The 17,965-nt window shown below is 35.7% G+C and carries 18 protein-coding genes; 8 read left to right on the forward strand and 10 right to left on the reverse strand.

Annotated elements, in window-relative coordinates; all coding sequences use genetic code 11:
* Positions 1-64: 64 nt before the first annotated feature.
* The 6 genes from ACS8MM_RS01785 to ACS8MM_RS01810 all read left to right on the forward strand — a co-directional run bounded on the left by ACS8MM_RS01785 (position 65) and on the right by ACS8MM_RS01810 (position 7,788).
* Positions 65-2,779: a DNA gyrase/topoisomerase IV subunit A gene (locus ACS8MM_RS01785; RefSeq protein ID WP_379712415.1), complete on the forward strand. Its 2,715-nt coding sequence runs from the start codon at positions 65-67 to the stop codon at positions 2,777-2,779.
* Between the two features lie 57 nt (positions 2,780-2,836).
* Complete coding sequence (locus ACS8MM_RS01790) at positions 2,837-3,205, forward strand: hypothetical protein (RefSeq protein WP_379712417.1); 369 nt, start codon at positions 2,837-2,839, stop codon at positions 3,203-3,205.
* A 120-nt stretch (positions 3,206-3,325) separates the two neighbouring features.
* Positions 3,326-4,186: a DUF3347 domain-containing protein gene (locus ACS8MM_RS01795; RefSeq protein WP_379712419.1), complete on the forward strand. Its 861-nt coding sequence runs from the start codon at positions 3,326-3,328 to the stop codon at positions 4,184-4,186.
* The gene (locus tag ACS8MM_RS01800; RefSeq protein WP_379712421.1) at positions 4,186-4,746 is read left to right on the forward strand and encodes a helix-turn-helix domain-containing protein; all 561 of its coding nucleotides are present in this window, start codon (positions 4,186-4,188) and stop codon (positions 4,744-4,746) included. Before ACS8MM_RS01795 ends, ACS8MM_RS01800 begins: the two co-directional genes overlap by 1 nt.
* A gap of 90 nt (positions 4,747-4,836) precedes the next feature.
* A complete protein-coding gene (locus ACS8MM_RS01805; RefSeq protein WP_379712423.1) occupies positions 4,837-5,565 on the forward strand; it encodes a heavy-metal-associated domain-containing protein in 729 nt (242 codons plus the stop codon).
* Positions 5,566-5,568: 3 nt separating this feature from the next.
* On the forward strand, positions 5,569-7,788 hold the full coding sequence (locus ACS8MM_RS01810; RefSeq protein WP_379712425.1) for a multicopper oxidase family protein: 2,220 nt from the start codon (positions 5,569-5,571) through the stop codon (positions 7,786-7,788).
* Positions 7,789-7,817: 29 nt separating this feature from the next.
* Here the strand turns inward: ACS8MM_RS01810 and ACS8MM_RS01815 are convergent, their stop codons facing one another.
* The 10 genes from ACS8MM_RS01815 to ACS8MM_RS01860 form a co-directional block, all read right to left on the reverse strand.
* Entirely contained in the window at positions 7,818-9,071 is a 1,254-nt protein-coding gene (locus ACS8MM_RS01815) for a tetratricopeptide repeat protein (protein WP_379712427.1), read from the reverse strand.
* Position 9,072: 1 nt separating this feature from the next.
* Positions 9,073-10,416 (reverse strand): AAA family ATPase, encoded by a 1,344-nt coding sequence (locus tag ACS8MM_RS01820; protein WP_379712429.1) that lies wholly within the window; start codon positions 10,414-10,416, stop codon positions 9,073-9,075.
* A gap of 60 nt (positions 10,417-10,476) precedes the next feature.
* Entirely contained in the window at positions 10,477-11,448 is a 972-nt protein-coding gene (locus tag ACS8MM_RS01825; protein WP_379712431.1) for a tetratricopeptide repeat protein, read from the reverse strand.
* A gap of 9 nt (positions 11,449-11,457) precedes the next feature.
* The gene (locus tag ACS8MM_RS01830; RefSeq protein ID WP_379712433.1) at positions 11,458-12,312 is read right to left on the reverse strand and encodes a TerC family protein; all 855 of its coding nucleotides are present in this window, start codon (positions 12,310-12,312) and stop codon (positions 11,458-11,460) included.
* A 32-nt stretch (positions 12,313-12,344) separates the two neighbouring features.
* Complete coding sequence (locus ACS8MM_RS01835) at positions 12,345-12,713, reverse strand: DNA topoisomerase IV (protein ID WP_379712435.1); 369 nt, start codon at positions 12,711-12,713, stop codon at positions 12,345-12,347.
* 31 nt (positions 12,714-12,744) lie between these two features.
* Entirely contained in the window at positions 12,745-13,323 is a 579-nt protein-coding gene (locus ACS8MM_RS01840) for a DUF1572 family protein (RefSeq protein WP_379712437.1), read from the reverse strand.
* On the reverse strand, positions 13,313-13,537 hold the full coding sequence (locus tag ACS8MM_RS01845; protein ID WP_379712439.1) for a DUF6095 family protein: 225 nt from the start codon (positions 13,535-13,537) through the stop codon (positions 13,313-13,315). Before ACS8MM_RS01845 ends, ACS8MM_RS01840 begins: the two co-directional genes overlap by 11 nt.
* A gap of 178 nt (positions 13,538-13,715) precedes the next feature.
* Positions 13,716-14,528, reverse strand: coding sequence for an N-acetylmuramic acid 6-phosphate etherase (gene murQ, locus ACS8MM_RS01850; RefSeq protein ID WP_379712441.1), 813 nt, complete (start codon positions 14,526-14,528; stop codon positions 13,716-13,718).
* A 155-nt stretch (positions 14,529-14,683) separates the two neighbouring features.
* Positions 14,684-15,379, reverse strand: coding sequence for a ZIP family metal transporter (locus ACS8MM_RS01855; RefSeq protein ID WP_379712443.1), 696 nt, complete (start codon positions 15,377-15,379; stop codon positions 14,684-14,686).
* Between the two features lie 96 nt (positions 15,380-15,475).
* Positions 15,476-16,219 carry an SAM-dependent methyltransferase gene (locus tag ACS8MM_RS01860; protein ID WP_379712445.1) on the reverse strand — a complete coding sequence of 248 codons (744 nt, stop codon included), beginning with the start codon at positions 16,217-16,219 and terminating at the stop codon, positions 15,476-15,478.
* Positions 16,220-16,405: 186 nt separating this feature from the next.
* Between ACS8MM_RS01860 and ACS8MM_RS01865 the strand changes: the two genes are divergently transcribed.
* Positions 16,406-17,584 carry a THUMP domain-containing class I SAM-dependent RNA methyltransferase gene (locus tag ACS8MM_RS01865; protein ID WP_379712447.1) on the forward strand — a complete coding sequence of 393 codons (1,179 nt, stop codon included), beginning with the start codon at positions 16,406-16,408 and terminating at the stop codon, positions 17,582-17,584.
* Between the two features lie 112 nt (positions 17,585-17,696).
* Positions 17,697-17,930: a hypothetical protein gene (locus ACS8MM_RS01870; protein WP_379712449.1), complete on the forward strand. Its 234-nt coding sequence runs from the start codon at positions 17,697-17,699 to the stop codon at positions 17,928-17,930.
* Positions 17,931-17,965 lie beyond the last annotated feature (35 nt).

The following is a 17,965-nucleotide window of genomic DNA, read 5'->3' on the forward strand; positions in this document are numbered from 1 at the left end:
TTGGTAATTTCTGAATCGAAATAAATAAACTGAGTACTGTTAACTGAAAAGTGTTAACTGAATTATGAGCGAAGAAAACGAAAATATAAACGAAGAAGAATTAACGCCACAAGAAGAAAATCATGCTGAAGAAATCCCTTCAGTGGATAGTAAATCTTTCGAAGGCGAACACTTTTACGAACACGACGAAGAAAATCCGGATGCTACCATTACGAAAGTAACTGGAATGTATAAAGATTGGTTTCTGGATTATGCATCTTACGTAATCTTGGAACGTGCTGTTCCGGCTATTGAAGACGGATTTAAACCTGTACAACGTCGTATCATGCACTCTATGAAAGAGTTGGATGACGGCCGTTACAATAAAGTGGCAAACGTGGTCGGTCATACAATGCAATACCATCCGCACGGAGATGCCAGTATTGGTGATGCCATGGTGCAAATTGGACAAAAGGATTTATTAATTGATACTCAGGGAAACTGGGGTAATATTTTAACCGGTGACGGAGCAGCTGCATCACGTTACATTGAGGCACGTTTGAGTAAGTTTGCTTTGGAAGTTTTATATTCTCCAAAAATCACCGAATGGGGATTATCCTATGATGGTCGTCGTGCTGAACCAATTAATCTTCCGGTAAAATTTCCTTTGTTATTAGCACAAGGTGGAGAAGGTATTGCAGTTGGTTTATCCACTAAAATTTTACCACACAATTTCAATGAATTGATTGATGCATCGATCAAAATTTTAAAAAATAAACCGTTTACATTATATCCTGATTTTCCTACTGCTGGTATTGCTGATGTTTCCAATTATAATGATGGGTTACGCGGCGGACGAGTGCGTGTGCGTGCCAAAATTTCCCAGTTGGATAAACAGACGTTGGTAATTACTCAAATTCCGTTTTCAACCAATACATCATCATTGATTGACAGTATTTTGAAAGCGAATGAAAAAGGGAAAATCAAAATCAAGAAAATTGAAGACAATACCGCAGCTGATGTTGAAATTTTAATTCATCTTCCGCCGGGAGTGTCTCCGGATAAAACGATTGATGCTTTATATGCTTTCACAGGTTGTGAAACATCGTTAGCGCCTTTGGGATGTGTTATTGAAGACAACAAGCCATTGTTTATTGGTGTGTCGGATATGTTGAAAATATCGACGAACAGAACAGTTGATTTGTTGCGTCAGGAGTTGGAAATCCAATTGCAGGAATTGGAGACCAAATGGCATTTCTCGACTTTGGAAAAGATATTCATTCGAGAAGAAATGTACATCGATTTCAAACTGTACTCCGATAAAGAATCGTTATTCGAATACATGTACAATCGTTTCGAACCTTTCAAAAAATCATTTGTTAGAGATATAATTGACGAGGATTTGCAGAAACTAACGCAAATTCCAATGATTCGTATTACCCGTTTTGACTCGGATAAAGCGGATGAACAAATTGCTAAACTCGAAGAAGAAATGGAACAAGTGAAACATCATTTGGCTCATTTGATCGAATTTGCAATTGATTATTTTACCAGACTGAAAGAGAAATACGGTAAAGGAAGAGAACGACAAACGGAATTGCGTTCGTTTGATACTATCGAAGCAACCAAAGTTGTTTTGCGTAACACGAAGTTATACGTAAACCGCGAAGAAGGTTTCATTGGAACCGGTTTGAAAAAAGATGAATATGTAGCGGATTGTTCGGATATTGATGATGTGATTGTATTCTTGAGAGATGGTAAAATGGTTGTAACGAAAGTCGACGACAAAAAATTCATTGGTAAAGATATTATCCATATTGCTGTCTTCGACAAGAACGATAAGCGAACCATATACAATATGATTTATCGTGATGGGAAATCAGGTTCGTCGTTTATAAAACGTTTCAATGTTTCAGGTGTGACTCGCGATAAAGCGTATGATTTGACTCAGGAGAAACCGGGTTCTCAAGTATTGTATTTTTCTCATAATCCAAATGGTGAAGCCGAAGTAGTTACCATTTTGCTACGTCAGGTGGGAAGTGTGAAGAAATTGAAATGGGATTTGGATTTTGCCGATATTGCTATCAAAGGTCGTGCTTCTAAAGGAAATACAGTTTCAAAATATCCAATCAAGAAAATTGAACTGAAAGAGAAAGGAATATCGACTTTACGTCCGCGTAAGGTTTGGTTTGATGATACCGTTCAGCGTTTGAATGTGGATGGAAGAGGGGAATTGTTAGGAGAATTCCGACCTAACGATCGTTTGTTAATCATCAATCAATCCGGAAAATTAAAAACGATTATTCCGGAGTTAACGACGCATTTTGATGAGGATATGATTATTCTAGAAAAATGGCATCCTAAAAAACCAATTTCGGCAATTTATTATGATGGTGAAAAAGAACGTTATTTCATTAAACGTTTCTTAGTTGAAAATGAAAATAAAGAGGAAATCTTTATCTCAGAACATGAAAAATCGCAATTGGAAATTGTTTCTACTGACTGGCGTCCTGTAGCAGAATTGGTTTTTGCCAAGAGTAAAGGTGTTCAGAAAGAAAACCAAACGATTGATATGGAGCAGTTTATTGCCGTGAAAGGAATTAAGGCTTTAGGAAATCAATTGACAACAGATAAATTGAAACAGGTGAATTTATTGGAATCACTTCCGTATGAAGAACCAATTGAGGTTATACCTGAAGAAATTGAAGTGAATGAATCCAACTCAGAAGCTGGTACTGATCTAGCAGATTATAATATCAGTCTGGACGATGATGGTCAAATTACACTCAGTTTGGATTAAGTTTTATGAAAAAAGTAACAGTTTCGACTGTTACTTTTTTTATATTTGTTCCACAATATGAAAAAGAAATTAGTTACGGTTATAGTAGTATTCTTGTTCGGCATGTTTATTCTGCCTCAGGATAGCTATGCTTGTACTAAGAAAATGGATTCTACTTTTCATCAATCTATTACTCCAAAAAAGACTGCAGAAAAAATCTGCTGTGCTAAAAATTCTTCTGATGAGGAGAAAGGTTGTACCAAAAATTGTGATAATTCTAAATGTCATTGCAGTGCTTTCGGAAGTTGTTCTTCATTTGTTTTGAAAACGACTGAGAGTTTTACTAGTTACTTTGTATCTGTAGTAGTTAAGAAAGACAACTTTCACTATACTTCCTTGACCAATAAGGTCTTTCTATCGGTTTGGACACCGCCTAAAATAAGCTAAAGATTTACGACTAGCCATAATTGTATACTGTTGGGAAAGATTTTATCACTCTCATTTGCAATTATTTATCTAAATTTATACTAATTATAAGCTTTTATAAAGGCTTTAAATCTTTGACTTATGAAAAAATTAATCCAAAATATAGCACTATTATTGAGTGTATCACTATTGTCTGTTGCTTGTGATGCACAAATCAAAAATGCGAAAAGTACGACTGTTACAATCAGTGGAAATTGTGAAATGTGTGAAAAAACAATTGAAAAAGCAGGTACCCTTAAAAGAGTTGCCATTGTAGATTGGAATAAAGACACAAAATTAGCTACAATAAGCTATGATTCTGGAAAGACCAATCCAGATGAAATCCTAAAGAAAATCGCTTTGGCGGGTTATGACAGCGAATCATTTTTGGCTCCAGATCAAGCCTATGCAAACTTACCGGAATGTTGTCAATACAAACGAGAGTTTAAAAAAGAATTAGTAAAACCTACTTCAAGTGAAGTCTCACATCAACATGATACGCATACCAATACTTCTGAAGTTAAACAAGAAACCAATCAATTGAGTCAACTTTATGAAAATTACTTTCAACTAAAAGAAGCTTTAGTAAATTCAGATGGCGAAAAAGCTTCTTCACTTTCTAAAGAATTGGTTGCTTCCATCAAAGATGTAAAAATGGAATCGTTAGAAAATGAGGCACACATGGTTTGGATGAAAATCCAAAAGAACCTTACTGAAGATGCTGAACATATTTCTGAAACTAAAGATGTTAAACATCAAAGGGATCATTTTATGACACTTTCTAAAAGCATATATGCCTTAATGAAATCTGATAAATTGAATGAATCGGTTTATTATCAATTTTGTCCGATGGCCAATGATGGTAAGGGAGCGAATTGGTTAAGCAAGGAAAACAACATCAAAAATCCTTATTATGGCTCAATGATGTTAACTTGTGGAAAAACGGTGGAAACGTTGAAATAATGAAAATCTATATTAAGAATATGGTTTGCAGCCGTTGTAAACTGGTGGTTAAGTCCGAGTTGGAAAAACTCGGGCTTCACCTTCTTTCAGTTGAATTGGGCGAAGTAGAAATCATAGGTTCTTTAGACAATACCCAAAAGGAGTTGATCGTAAAACAACTCGATTCATTTGGTTTTGAAATGATAGATGATAAAAAAAGCCGTTTGATTGAACAAATTAAAACAATCATAATCGAATTGGTTCATCACAGCAACAATGAGATGAAGAGTAATTTATCCGATTATATTAGTGAACGACTTTCACTCGATTATAATTATGTGAGTAATCTTTTTTCGGAAGTTGAAGGTATTACTGTAGAGAAGTATTTTATTCTTCAACGTATTGAGAAAGCGAAAGAACTGTTGGTCTACGATGAATTGACTTTGAGTGAAATTGCATATCAACTGAATTATAGTAGTGTAGCGTATCTCAGTAATCAGTTTAAAAAAATTACAGGTTTCACTCCAACGTATTTCAAGCAACTGAAAGAAAAGAAACGGAAACAGATAGAAGAACTATAAAAATTACAATTCATTACCGAAATAGTGTAAAGCATTCTATGTCATCTGTTCGGAACTTTGTCATTACTAATCTTTTAAAATTATCTAATAATGACACACGAATATCAAATAACAGGAATGACATGTTCAAGCTGTGAAGCTAAAGTGAAATCGGCTTTATTTTCGATACCGAACATAACTAATGTAGAAGTTTCAAAAGAAACTAACTCGGCAATAATTTCAATGGACAAACATGTTTCATTAAAAGAATTGCAAAATGCACTGACTGAAAAAGACAGCAAATATCGAATTAATGTTAAAGAACATAGCGAAATAGTTGAACAAACAAAATCTTGGTTGGAAACCTATAAACCAATTGTACTGATTTTTGGATTTATTACAGTCGTTACTTTATTGATTCAATGGCAATCGGGTTTCTTTAATTTTATGGAATGGATGCGCCATTTTATGGCTGGTTTCTTTTTAGTGTTTTCCTTTTTTAAATTGTTAAATCTGAAAGGATTTGCTGAAAGTTATGTAATGTACGATGTAATTGCACGAAAAATACCAGCTTGGGCCTATGTATATGCTTTTGTAGAACTAGGTTTGGGTATGGCGTATCTGATTGATTTCAATCCGTTAATCGTCAATTTAATTACTTTTTTAGTAATGTCTATTAGTATTATAGGTGTTTTACAATCGGTTTTGAATAAAAAAAGAATACAATGTGCTTGTTTGGGAGCTGTTTTCAATTTGCCCATGAGTACAATAACCATTATTGAAGATGCATTGATGATAGGCATGAGTGCTTATATGCTACTTCAATTGTTAATTAATTAAAAAATGAGATTATTTATATATAGTATAATTTTCCTATCGATATCAACGGCCTTTGCTCAAAAGGTCGTTCGGTATGATTTATATGTGCGGGATACAATAGTGAATTATGCAGGAAAGGAAAAAAGAGCCATTGCTGTTAATGGTCAGATTCCGATGCCAACATTGACTTTCACTGAAGGTGATATTGCCGAAATATACGTACATAATGAATTGGAGGAAGAAACATCAATGCACTGGCATGGCGTTTTTTTACCCAATAAAGAAGATGGTGTTCCGTATTTGACACAAATGCCGATACAACCTCATAGTACTCATGTTTATCGTTTTCCTGTAATACAAAACGGAACACATTGGTACCATAGTCATTCGGGTTTACAGGAACAAATAGGAATGTATGGTTCATTGATTTTCAATAAAAAAATAGATGATCCAACTTTCCGTAAAGGAATTGATGATTTACCGACCTATCCAGTCATTTTAAGTGAATGGACAACTATCAATCCGAAACAAGTACACCGTATGCTTCATAATGCATCCGATTGGTTTGCTATAAAAAAAGGAAGCACACAGAGTTATGCTGAAGCAATCAGGGAAGGGCAATTTAAAACAAAACTCACTAATGAAGGGAAGCGAATGTTGGCCATGGATGTGAGTGATGTGTATTATGAAAAGTTCTTCGTGAACGGACAATCAGAAAATCAATTCAAAGACATCAAAGGCGGAGATAAAGTGCGTTTACGTATTTCAAATGGGGGAGCTTCTAGTAATTTTTGGTTAACCTATGCAGGTGGTAAAATTACGGTTGTAGCTAATGACGGTAACGATGTCGAACCGATTGAAGTTGACCGATTGCTTATTGCAGTATCGGAAACATATGATGTCGTGGTTGAAATTCCGGCAGTAGATACCGCTTTTGAATTTCAAGCCACTCCGGAAGACAGAACGCAATCGGCATCACTTTTTTTAGGTAATGGAATTAAACAATTGGTTTCACCGCTGCCTAAATTGAATTATTTTGAGGGAATGAAGATGATGAACGATATGATGAAAATGAACGGTGAACTGAACGATATGGGAATGAACATGAGTCTGAATCAAATGGATATGAATGTGGTGATGTATCCTGAAATCACTGGCAATAAAATGGACAAAATGGACGAAAAAACCAACCATTCACAACATCGTTACGAAGCCAATAAATTATCAAACATAGTGACACTCAATTATGCCATGTTGAAATCAACTACTAAAACGGCTTTGCCCTCAAATGCTCCTGTTAAGGAACTTCGTTTTGAACTTACCGGTAATATGAATCGCTATGTATGGAGTTTAGATAATAAAGTGATTTCAGAAACCGATAAAATAAAAGTTAAAAAAGGAGAAATACTACGGATTACACTTTATAATGGTTCGATGATGCGACATCCAATGCATTTACACGGTCATGATTTTCGTTTAATCAACGGTCAGGGCGATTTTGCTCCATTAAAGAATGTGCTAGATATTATGCCAATGGAAACAGATACCATTGAGTTTTTAGCAAATGCAGAAGGGGATTGGTTTTTTCATTGTCATATTTTGTATCATATGATGAGTGGGATGGGCCGCATTTTTTCTTACGAAAATCAAAAACCGAACCCTGAATTACCCAATCCTAAAAAAGCCTATCGAAAGTTAAAGGCTGATGATCGTGAATTTCATTTTATGGCGGAAAATGATTTTGCAACTAATGGAAATGACGGTATGATGATGTTTCAAAATACGCGTTGGAGTTTCGGAACAGAATGGCGACTTGGTTACAACGACATGCATGGCTATGAAACCGAAACACACATAGGAAGATATATTGGTAAAATGCAGTGGTTTATGCCGTTTATAGGATTTGATTGGAGGTATCGAAAAATGGGACATGATGATGTCGAAAAGAATATTTTCGGACAGTACAATACCAAAGATAAACGAGCTGTAGTTAGCGCTGGAGCAAGTTATGTTTTACCAATGCTTGTTACTTTTCAGGGAGAAGTCTTTACAGATGGAACACTTCGTATGCAACTGATGAGAGAAGATATCCCTTTGTCTAAACGATTGCGTATGGCTTTCATGGTGAATACCGACAAAGAATATATGGTTGGAATGAAATATATCCTTAACCGATATTCTGCGCTATCCTCTCATTATGACAGCGATATGGGATTAGGAATTGGACTGACAATGAACTATTAAAAAAAAGCCCTGATTTTCAGGGCTTTTTTTTAAATATTACTTTGTTTGATTAACAAGAAATTAGCAAGCCATTGGTAAGCTATAAAAGCAATGATGAAAATGCTGGTAAACAAATTATTGGGCATATTAAAAGAAAATGCAGTTAAAACAGCCAAAAGACCTATAGTTCCCAATACAATAGTGACAATAAGTGGTACATATTTATATTTCGAAACGGCAAACATAGAGCCGAAAGGTACCATCATTAAAAATCCAAATCCTGCCAAGATGATAAAGTTTTCATTACCTGTTATAAAATAACTAACAATTCCAATTAGGAAAATAATCAAGCTTACACCTACAAAATTAGAACTTTTCATTTCGTTTTTGTCAAGCATGTATTTGGCGTAAGGATTCATTCGAAATAATAAATTACTTAACGGATTGATTACCCATGTTGAAAAAGCAAATACCGCTAAAACTATGATGATTGGAGTCAAATACGGTTGTAGTGCTGTGTTAGTTTGAGCTAATGTTCTTAAAGCTTTTTGCAAGAAATAAAAACCGATAATGAAAATCCATTGATTCTTTTGAGTAAGATTTTGCATAAAAAACACATACTTTAAATAGCCTCTATAAATGATATTGTTTGCTTTTAAAGCTTGAATCATTCCGGATTGTGCGTATTCATTGTTTGGATCATTTTTTAAGGATTCTCTAAAATGTTCCAGCGCTTTTTTGTGATTTCCTTTTTCTAATAAACCCCAGCCATAATTGGAATGGGTGTAGGAATTATCAGGATCTTCACGCAAGGCACCTTCAATGGTTTCAAAAGATTCTTCTTTGCGATTTAATTTTAGTAATGCGGTACTTCTAGTATTTAGACCTAAAATATTTTCAGGATCCAATTCTAAGGATTCGTTGGCAAGTTGTAATGCGCCATCATAGTCCTTTTTTAGAAGTCTGAATTGCGCCAATTTCGCTTTAAAATCAGGATCTTGAGGATCAATTTTAATTGCAGTTTGCAATAACGGTTCTACTTCTTCGTATTTTTCAGCAGCCAATTGGATGCAAGCTTTAAAATAATAATAAAACGCGCCGTCAGGGTATAAATGGATTGATTTATCTATTAATTCATTGGCTTCATTGTACTCATCTTGATGAAATTTAATAGCCGACAACAAATAAAACAAATAGGGTTCATCTGCATTTTCAATCAGCAACTGATTAATTTCTTTTTGAGCCAAATCAAATCGTTCGGAATTGATAAGCAATTGTATTTTCTCCAGTTGTTCTGCAAACATCTTATTTCTTTATTTTTAAAAATTTCAAAATCTCATCGTACAATCCTGTTTCATTGGCGTACAACGCATAATTCTTGGCTGTATTAAACCATTCTTGTGTGCTGGGTTTGTGTTTCGAAGCGGCATTCAATAAATCTTTAGTCGTTAATGGCTTTGGAATGCCATCAATGAACGATTCTTCCAGTTTTGCTTCAATAGCAATATCAATAAGCGCTTCAATATCTGCGCCCGAAAAGTGTTCCAATTTTTTGGAAAGCGATTGGTAATCAATAGCATCAATCGGTTTGTTCTCCAATTTAATTTTAAGAATCGCTTCTTTGGCTTTTTCATCCGGTGGTGGAATGAAAACGATTCGGTCAAATCGTCCTGGTCTTCTAAATGCAGTATCTAAATTCCAAGGTGTATTGGTAGCACCAATAATGAGAATACCTTCATTATCACTGTTTATTCCATCCAATTCTTGTAAAAACTGATTGATTAAATGACGAGATGACGATTGCTTCATATCGCTTCGACTTGCACCTAAAGCGTCAATTTCATCAAAAAATAAAACACATGGTTTGTTTTGACGGGCAATTTCGAATATTCCGTGAAGATTTTTTTCGCTGTTTCCAATCCACATATCCAGAATATCGTTTAGGCCTACCGTAAAAAATTTCGATTGAATTTGTCCTGCTGTAGCTTTCGCAATAAATGTTTTTCCACAGCCTGGAGGGCCGTACAATAAAATTCCTCCACCGATTTTTTTGCCGTACGATCGGTACAAATCCTGATGTACTAAAGGTTTAATGATTTTTAAATCAATTTCTTTTTTGACTTGTTCCATACCGCCAACATCGTTAAAATTGATGTCGGAGATTTGTAAAAACTGATTGGAGCTCAAGGTTTGTTTAAAATTAGAGTCGTCATCATCAAAATCATCATCATCATCATCCAGGTTCAAATCGAAGTTACCCAATCTCAAATTGGAATCGAGTACTTCGTCTTTGTATTCCGGATTAATGTCCAGTGCTCTTTGGTAATAGTGTTGTGCTTTTTGAATGGAATTTTCTTCCAGTAAAATTTTAGACAACAGAATCAAGCTATCGAAATGTTCTTCAGTATCTAAAACATCTTCCAAAATAACCAAAGCTTTGGAAAACTCTTTTTTAGCAAAATAGGTTTGTGCCAAGCCAAATTTGTATTGATTCGAGTTGGAAAGACGAATTAGTTCAATGAATTGGATTTCGGCTTCATCGTATCTTTTGAGTTTAAGAAGCGAATCGGCCAAATGAAATTTTAACGGAAGATTATCCGGGGAATATTTTAAAGCTTCTAGTAAGCTCTCAATTGTATTATTATCCATTTTGATTGTAAAATATTTAGGCAATATAGTAAAAAAGCCCTGAATTCACAGGGCTTTTTATTAGTTACTTTTGATGTGGTGTTTTTTTAATATTTCTTCAAAGACTTTTTCTTTCCCTTCTTTTTTCAAGTTACCGTACACCACATTGATTAATTTTTCTGCATCGGTACGATAGGGTGAATTTTGTTCCACATAAATATTATAGGCTTGACATAAATTGTCGAGTGCTTTTTCGTTATCAGAAAGGTTTACTGCATAAATTTGTCCAATACCATAAAATACTTCCGGATTTTTAGGGTCAATTTTTGCCATTCTTTCATACGCTTTTATTGCCTTTTTAAACTCTTCTTTGTATTGATAAGCAATGGCAATATTTTGCAGTGGCATCATTCCGTTGGGATTTATTTTTAATGATTTTTCATACGCATCAATTGCTTTGTCAAATTGATTCAGTCTGCGGTAAGTAAGACCAAGATTATCAAAGGCAAAAGCAAAATTAGGATCAAAAACGGTTGCTTTTTTATAATATTCAGCCGCCTTTGCATAATTTTCATTTTGGGATTCCTTCAATCCTAAATTATAATATTTGATGGCTTCCGAATTGGCTCCTTGTGATGATGTATCATAATCGTTGGATGCTAATTTGGCTTTAACTGCTGGGCAATTGTCTACCAAATGGCGTTCCAATTCATAATAAGCCTCTTTGTATTCTTTAGAAGAAGGGTCGAAGTTGATGGAAATATCAATTTCCTTTTTGCCATCTACTTCTTTTGCTTTTGCTTCCAAATCTTTAATGTTTCCTAGTTTCGAAGCAAGCATATAGGCACCAACTTTATCGTCGATGCATTTATTCATTGCAGCAGTCATCGAATCTCTTTTGATATCCGTTGGGATAGAATCAATGCATTTACAAGCATTTTCAGCCAATTCTTTCAGCATATTTTCTTTACTGAATTCGATAGGTTTTTCTTCTTGTGCGTAACCCATGTACGACAAGCAAAAAGTGGCAACAATTGCTAACTTTAATTTCATATGCTTTTTTTAATTGGTGATATCATCGTCAGCCAACTTGCTGTCCATGATTTTGTTATTGTGTAATTGTACAGGGCTTCCTTTTTTCTTCATTCTCAAATTCAAGAACTCCACAAATAAAGAGAAGAAAATAGCAAAATATAAATAACCTTTAGGGATACTATGTACTTCTGTTCCGCCGAAGAATTTCAATTCAGCTAGGTGAGATCCTTCAGCCAATAACATTACACCAATTAAGATTAAGAAAGACAATCCTAAAATTTGAATAGTTGGATGTTCGTTAACGAATTTCGAAACCGGACCAGCAAAGATTAACATGATAACAATTGAAATGATGATCGCACCCACCATGATTTCCAATGCACCAGCAGGACCAAAACCAGCAGGTGGTTCAGCAGAACTTACTAAACCAACAGCCGTCAAGATACTATCGAAAGAGAATACGATATTCAATAACGCAATTTGAATAATAGCACCAGAAAGAGAATTACTTGCTTTCCCCGCAGTACCTTCTTCTTCACCTTCTAATTTGTGATGAATTTCAGAAACCGATTTATAAAGTAAGAATAATCCACCCGCAAATACGATTAAACTTTGTCCGGAAATTCCACCGGCTACAAATCCCCAATCGAAATCAAAGAATGATTTTTTCAGGCTCATTACCCATGTAATACCGAATAAAAGGATGATTCTGAATGCCATGGCTAATAACAATCCGATTCTTCTTGCTTTAGGTTGGTCTTCAGCTCTTAATTTTCCGGATACGATAGATAGGAAAACGATGTTGTCGATACCTAAAATAATTTCTAAAAAGGTTAATGTCAATAATGCAATCCATGCATCAGGGTTCATTAGAATTTCCATAAGATTTGTTTGAATTTTTAAGTTATACGGAACTACTTAATTTTTGTTACAGTTCCTTTTTGTTTTTTTGCTTCGCCGACAAACGAATATTCGAATAAATATTGGTTCTTGTTGGTTGTCAGTATTTTAATATTGATGGATTTTTTCTCTTGCCTATTCTTAGGATGCAGTTTTTCCAAAATATATTCACAATCATTAATCCATCGCACACTGGCTGTATCGGTTTTTCCGTTAAACGTTTCGATTTGGATCGAATCATTACGTTCAAAAACCGAAGTCATTTTTTTGCCTTCAATTTCTTGTGTGAACTCAAATTTACCAGTTTTAAAATCGCTGCAGTTGCGTTCTTGTTGATAACAAGAAGCTAGAGAAAGACTGAATAGGAGAAGTGTTTTTTTCATTGTATTTGGAGCTGTTTACGAATGCCAAGCGTTATTTTTGTAATTTATTCAATTCGTCATCGGTGAAATGGCGAACACTTTTCTCTTTAGAGAATTTATCAGCATTGTAATCGTTGGATTTATTTTTAGGGATGGACAAACTATTCCATTCGGATGTTTTTAGCATTTTGGCATAAAAAACAATTTGCCCGATATGGTAAGGATAATGCGCCAATTGTCTGTTAATGGCATCCATGGCAGTTTGGCCTTCATTACGGATATAAATAATTTGCGACAATTGTTCGGGTTGAAGCGAATTGATGGCAGTAAAGAAACAATCCCATCCTTTCTTCCAAAGTTGCAAAAGTTCTTCCTTACTTTCTGAACCTGTTTCAAATTCACCGTCTCGGTTGCGCCATTCTTTTTCACCGTCGGAAGTTAAGAAATCGGTCCAACGAGACAACATATTACCGGCCATGTGTTTGATAATAATTGCGATGCTGTTGGTGTCTTCATTGGCAGAAAAAAAGAGTTGCTCGTCTTCCAGTTGTTCCATTGCTCTTTCCGCAATCGTTTTGTAATACAGCATTTGCTTTTTTACACTTTCCAGGTAAATGGTATTAGTTTCCATCGAATAAGCTTTTCATTATCGTTTTTAAACCTTTAAATATAAGGAATATTGACAGTACACACAACAGTATGCCCAAACTCAAAATAGGGATGTACATAGGATGCTGTTGGTTTTTAAACGACATGTGAATTAGGGAAGGTCCTATGAATAGGAGCGGTAGCGCATATCCCATCCATTTTATTCCTTTGTATAGTACTACTTTATTGGTGGACATTTGGATTTTTAGATTATTAGATTGTTGGATTATTGGATTATTAGACTGTTAGACTGTTAGATTATTAGATTATTAAATTGTTAGATTGTTAGAAATTTAATCATTATTATAACTTATAACTCATAACTCATAACTCATAACTCATAACGAGCTTCGCTCCGTTCGCTTTCGGCTCGGGTCATAACTTATAACTTTCCACAGCTTTTCTAACGCTACCGTGTTCTTTCAGTAATTTTTCAGCTTCTTCGTAGCTAACCGGAATTTCGTCCATGATCATGCGAACGCCTCTGTCGATTAATTTCACATTACTCAATTGCATGTCGACCATTTTATTGCCTTTCACGCGGCCTAATTGGATCATGGCAGCTGTAGAAATCATATTCAATACTAATTTTTGAGCAGTTCCGGCTTTCATGCGGCTACTTCCGGTAACAAATTCAGGGCCAACCACGACTTCGATTGGTAATTGAGCCGTTTGTGCTAGCGGACTACCTTGATTACACGTAATACAACCTGTAGCAATATTATTTTCGTTGCATTTTTCCAATCCACCGATTACATAAGGCGTTGTTCCTGAGGCTGCAATTCCGATGACCATATCATTTTCATTGATATTCCATTCCTGAAGATCTTTCCAGGCTTGTTGTTTGTCGTCTTCGGCGAATTCTACCGCTTTACGTATGGCGGTGTCGCCTCCGGCTATGATTCCGATGACCAAGTCGAAAGGTACACCGAAAGTGGGCGGGCATTCTGAAGCGTCGACAATGCCTAAACGACCTGAAGTTCCGGCACCGATATAAAACAAACGGCCGCCTTTTTTCATTTGATCGACTACTTTAGTCACAACAGCTTCAATTTGCGGTAACGCTTTTTCTACAGCTAATGGAACGGTTTTGTCTTCGTTGTTGATGTTCGTCAATAAGTCATGAACCGACATTTGTTCTAAATGCTCGTATTTTGAGGATTGCTCGGTGGTTTTTGTGAAAGACATTGTTTATGTTGTAATGTTATAAAGTTTAAAGTTACAAAGTTTTTGGTTTGCGTGAGGGATAGCAGTGGAAATCCTTTTTCATGAGAAGCGCTAGCGGAGCATGGTAAAAAGATTGCAACGGATAGCCCGACCCTTGTGGTCACGCCCCAATTATTTTACATAAAATACGCCAGTACAATTCCCAAGATGATAGCGGACAGTTTGGCCATGTTGAATTTATGGCCTTCGCTACTTTCGAAGATGATTGTGGACGAAATGTGAAATAAGATACCAATAACAAACGCGGTGATTTCGGTTTGGAATTGAAGAAGATAGTTCGAATCGGTTGAAATTAATGTTCCTAGTGGTGTCATTAAAGCAAAGGCCATCATAAAAATGAATCGGGATACTTTGTTCAAGTGCGATTGCATTAAGAAGGTGGTCAAGATGATAGCGATAGGGAAGTGGTGCACTGAAATTCCCCACGCCAAGTGATGGTGTTGGCTTACCGGCATTCCTTCCAATAAGGCGTGCAAGCACAAACTGATGAACAACGCCCATGGGATATGGTTCATTTTGTCGTGACCGTGTACGTGACCGTGTTCGGCACCTTGTGAGAAGTATTCCAAAACAATTTGGAACACAATACCTATCATGATAAAGATGCCTGTATTACTATGATAATGATCAGCACTTTGTGACGTATTGTAAACCGAATATACTTCAGGTAGTAAATGCGAAACGGTTAATGCCAGAAGGAAGGAACCGCTGAACGCCAATACGAGTTTCAGTTTCTTTTTGCTTTTCGGTTGGAAGAAAGTGGCAATCAGATACCCGAATACTACTGATAAAAAAGGAATTATATAGATCATAAAACGAGTTATGAGTTATAAGTTATGAGTTATAAGTTATGAATTATAAGTTGTTAATTATCAATTATCAATTATCAATTATCAATTATCAAGTTATTATTTAAAAATCATGATTAGACGTTCCGAATCGTTTTTATAGAATTTACGCAATTTGTAATCGCCAAAAATATCCAACAGATAAATATCGGCTTTTTCCATCATTTGTTCGAAATCTTGTAAGGTTAACGCTCTAACTTTTTCGGTGAAGTGATAGGTTTGCCCTTTATCTTCAAATCGAATTTCCTTGTGTATATGTCCGTCCTGAACAAAACGTTGGATATGGAAATCGATACCGTCTACCGTTTTTACTTCTTCCGGTACTAAGTTGTCAATGACATAGTTGGCGTTCATAAAATCGATGACACCGAAGCCATATTCAGTTAGGCTTTCCTTGATGGCCAATAAGGTTTTGAAATTGTCTTCCTCATTTTCAAAATAGCCAAAGCTGGTGAACAGATTGAACACCGCATCGTATTTTTCATCGGTGGGTTGGCGCATGTCGTGAACTTTGAAACGGAGCGAATCGTTGCTGGATTTTGATGCTTCGGCGATACTGTTTTCGGATAAGTCGACACCCGTTACATCATACCCTAATTGATTCAGGTAGATGGCATGGCGTCCTTTTCCGCAGGCCAAATCCAATATTTTAGCTTCATCGGGAACATTCAGGTATTGCGTAAGATTGTCCATGAACAATTGCGCTTCAGAATCGTTGCGATCCTTATATAATATGTGGTAATACGGAGAGTCGAACCAGGTTTCGAACCAGTTGTTTGCTTGTGAAGAATTGTTTTCTGACATTTATTCGAATTTACATGCAAATTTACAGTAATTTGACAATGAAATTGTAAACTCCAAATAACAAATTTCAAAATCCAAATAAATTAAAGTACTTTTGTGGGCTAAAAAAATAACAAATCCCAAAATCAAAGATAAAAATTCTTCCCTCTTTTTTTGGAATTTAGAAATTGGAATTTAAAGATAATTATGGAACATAATTTCAAAATGATAGCCAAGACCTTATTTGGTTTTGAGGAAATATTAGCCAAAGAATTGCATCAGATGGGTGCTCAAAATGTGGAGATTGGAACCCGTATGGTTAGTTTTGTTGGCGACAAAGGATTTATGTACAAAGCCAATTTGGGATTGCGTACTGCCTTGAAGATTTTAAAACCGATTTACAATTTCAGAGCTTTTAACGAAGCGAGTTTATATAAAGGGATTCAAGGTATTGACTGGTCGAAGTATATGAACCAGAATATGACCTTTGTAATCGATACTACGGTACATTCGGATAATTTTAAGCATTCACAGTTTGTGGCGCAAAAGTGTAAAGATGCGATTGTGGATCAGTTTAAAGCGAAGTTTGGTACGCGTCCGAGTATTGACAAAGACTATCCGGATTTGCGTATCAATGTACATATTGATCGCGATCAGTGTTCGGTATCATTGGATTCTTCGGGGAATTCATTACACCAAAGAGGGTATAAAACCGCTACAAATATTGCTCCAATCAATGAAGTATTGGCTGCAGGAATGTTGTTGTTGTCCGGTTGGGACGGAAGTTGTGATTTTATCGATCCGATGTGCGGTTCCGGAACTATTTTGGCAGAAGCAGCGATGATTGCATGTAATATTCCGCCGAATATTAACCGTAAGGAGTTTGCTTTTGAAAAGTGGAACGATTGGGACAACGATTTGTTTGACCAGATTATGGATTCACTGATGAAGAAAGTGAAAGAGTTTCATTATACGATTACCGGTTATGACAAAGCGCCGAGTGCGGTGATGAAAGCGAAAGACAATATCCGCAATGCCAATTTGGAGGAATACATCAAAATTAGCGAGCGTAATTTCTTTGATACTGAGAAAGAGAACCAAGGACCGTTGCACATGGTCTTCAATCCGCCTTATGGAGAACGTTTGGATATTCATTTGGAGCGTTTTTACAGAGAAATTGGAGATACGTTGAAACAAAGTTACCCGAATACCAATGCTTGGTTTATTACGGCCAACTTAGAAGCATTGAAGTATGTAGGACTGAAGCCTTCCCGTAAGATTAAATTGTTTAACGGTAAGCTGGAAGCCCGTTTGGTGAAGTATGAGATGTATGCAGGGAGTAAGAGAGCGAAGTTTCAGGATTCCAATTCCAAATCAGAGGAATAAATTCCAAATTCCAATGACTAAATTCCAATAACTAAATTCCAAATTCCAAATCAGAGGAATCAAATTAAAATAAATAGATTCCCGCCTGCGCGGGAATGACAAATAATAGATTATGAATAAAAGTACCAAAGCATTTATCTACAATTTGTTAGGTTTTGCAGTATTCTTTTTCCCGTTGCGCTATCTAATTGCAACCTATACCCATTTGGAAGGGTTGTGGATTCCATTGACCGCTTTAGTAGTGGGTACCATTTTATCGCCTAAATTTCAAGCAGTTAAGACTAGAGATGGAGAGCGACTTTTTATGAAATGGATTTTTACTAAAGGACTTAAAGAATTAAAGTAAAGACCAATTACTGATAGGATACGTTTTAAAAGAAA

The organism is Flavobacterium sp. MAHUQ-57 (genome assembly GCF_051908335.1).
Lineage (GTDB): Bacteria > Bacteroidota > Bacteroidia > Flavobacteriales > Flavobacteriaceae > Flavobacterium.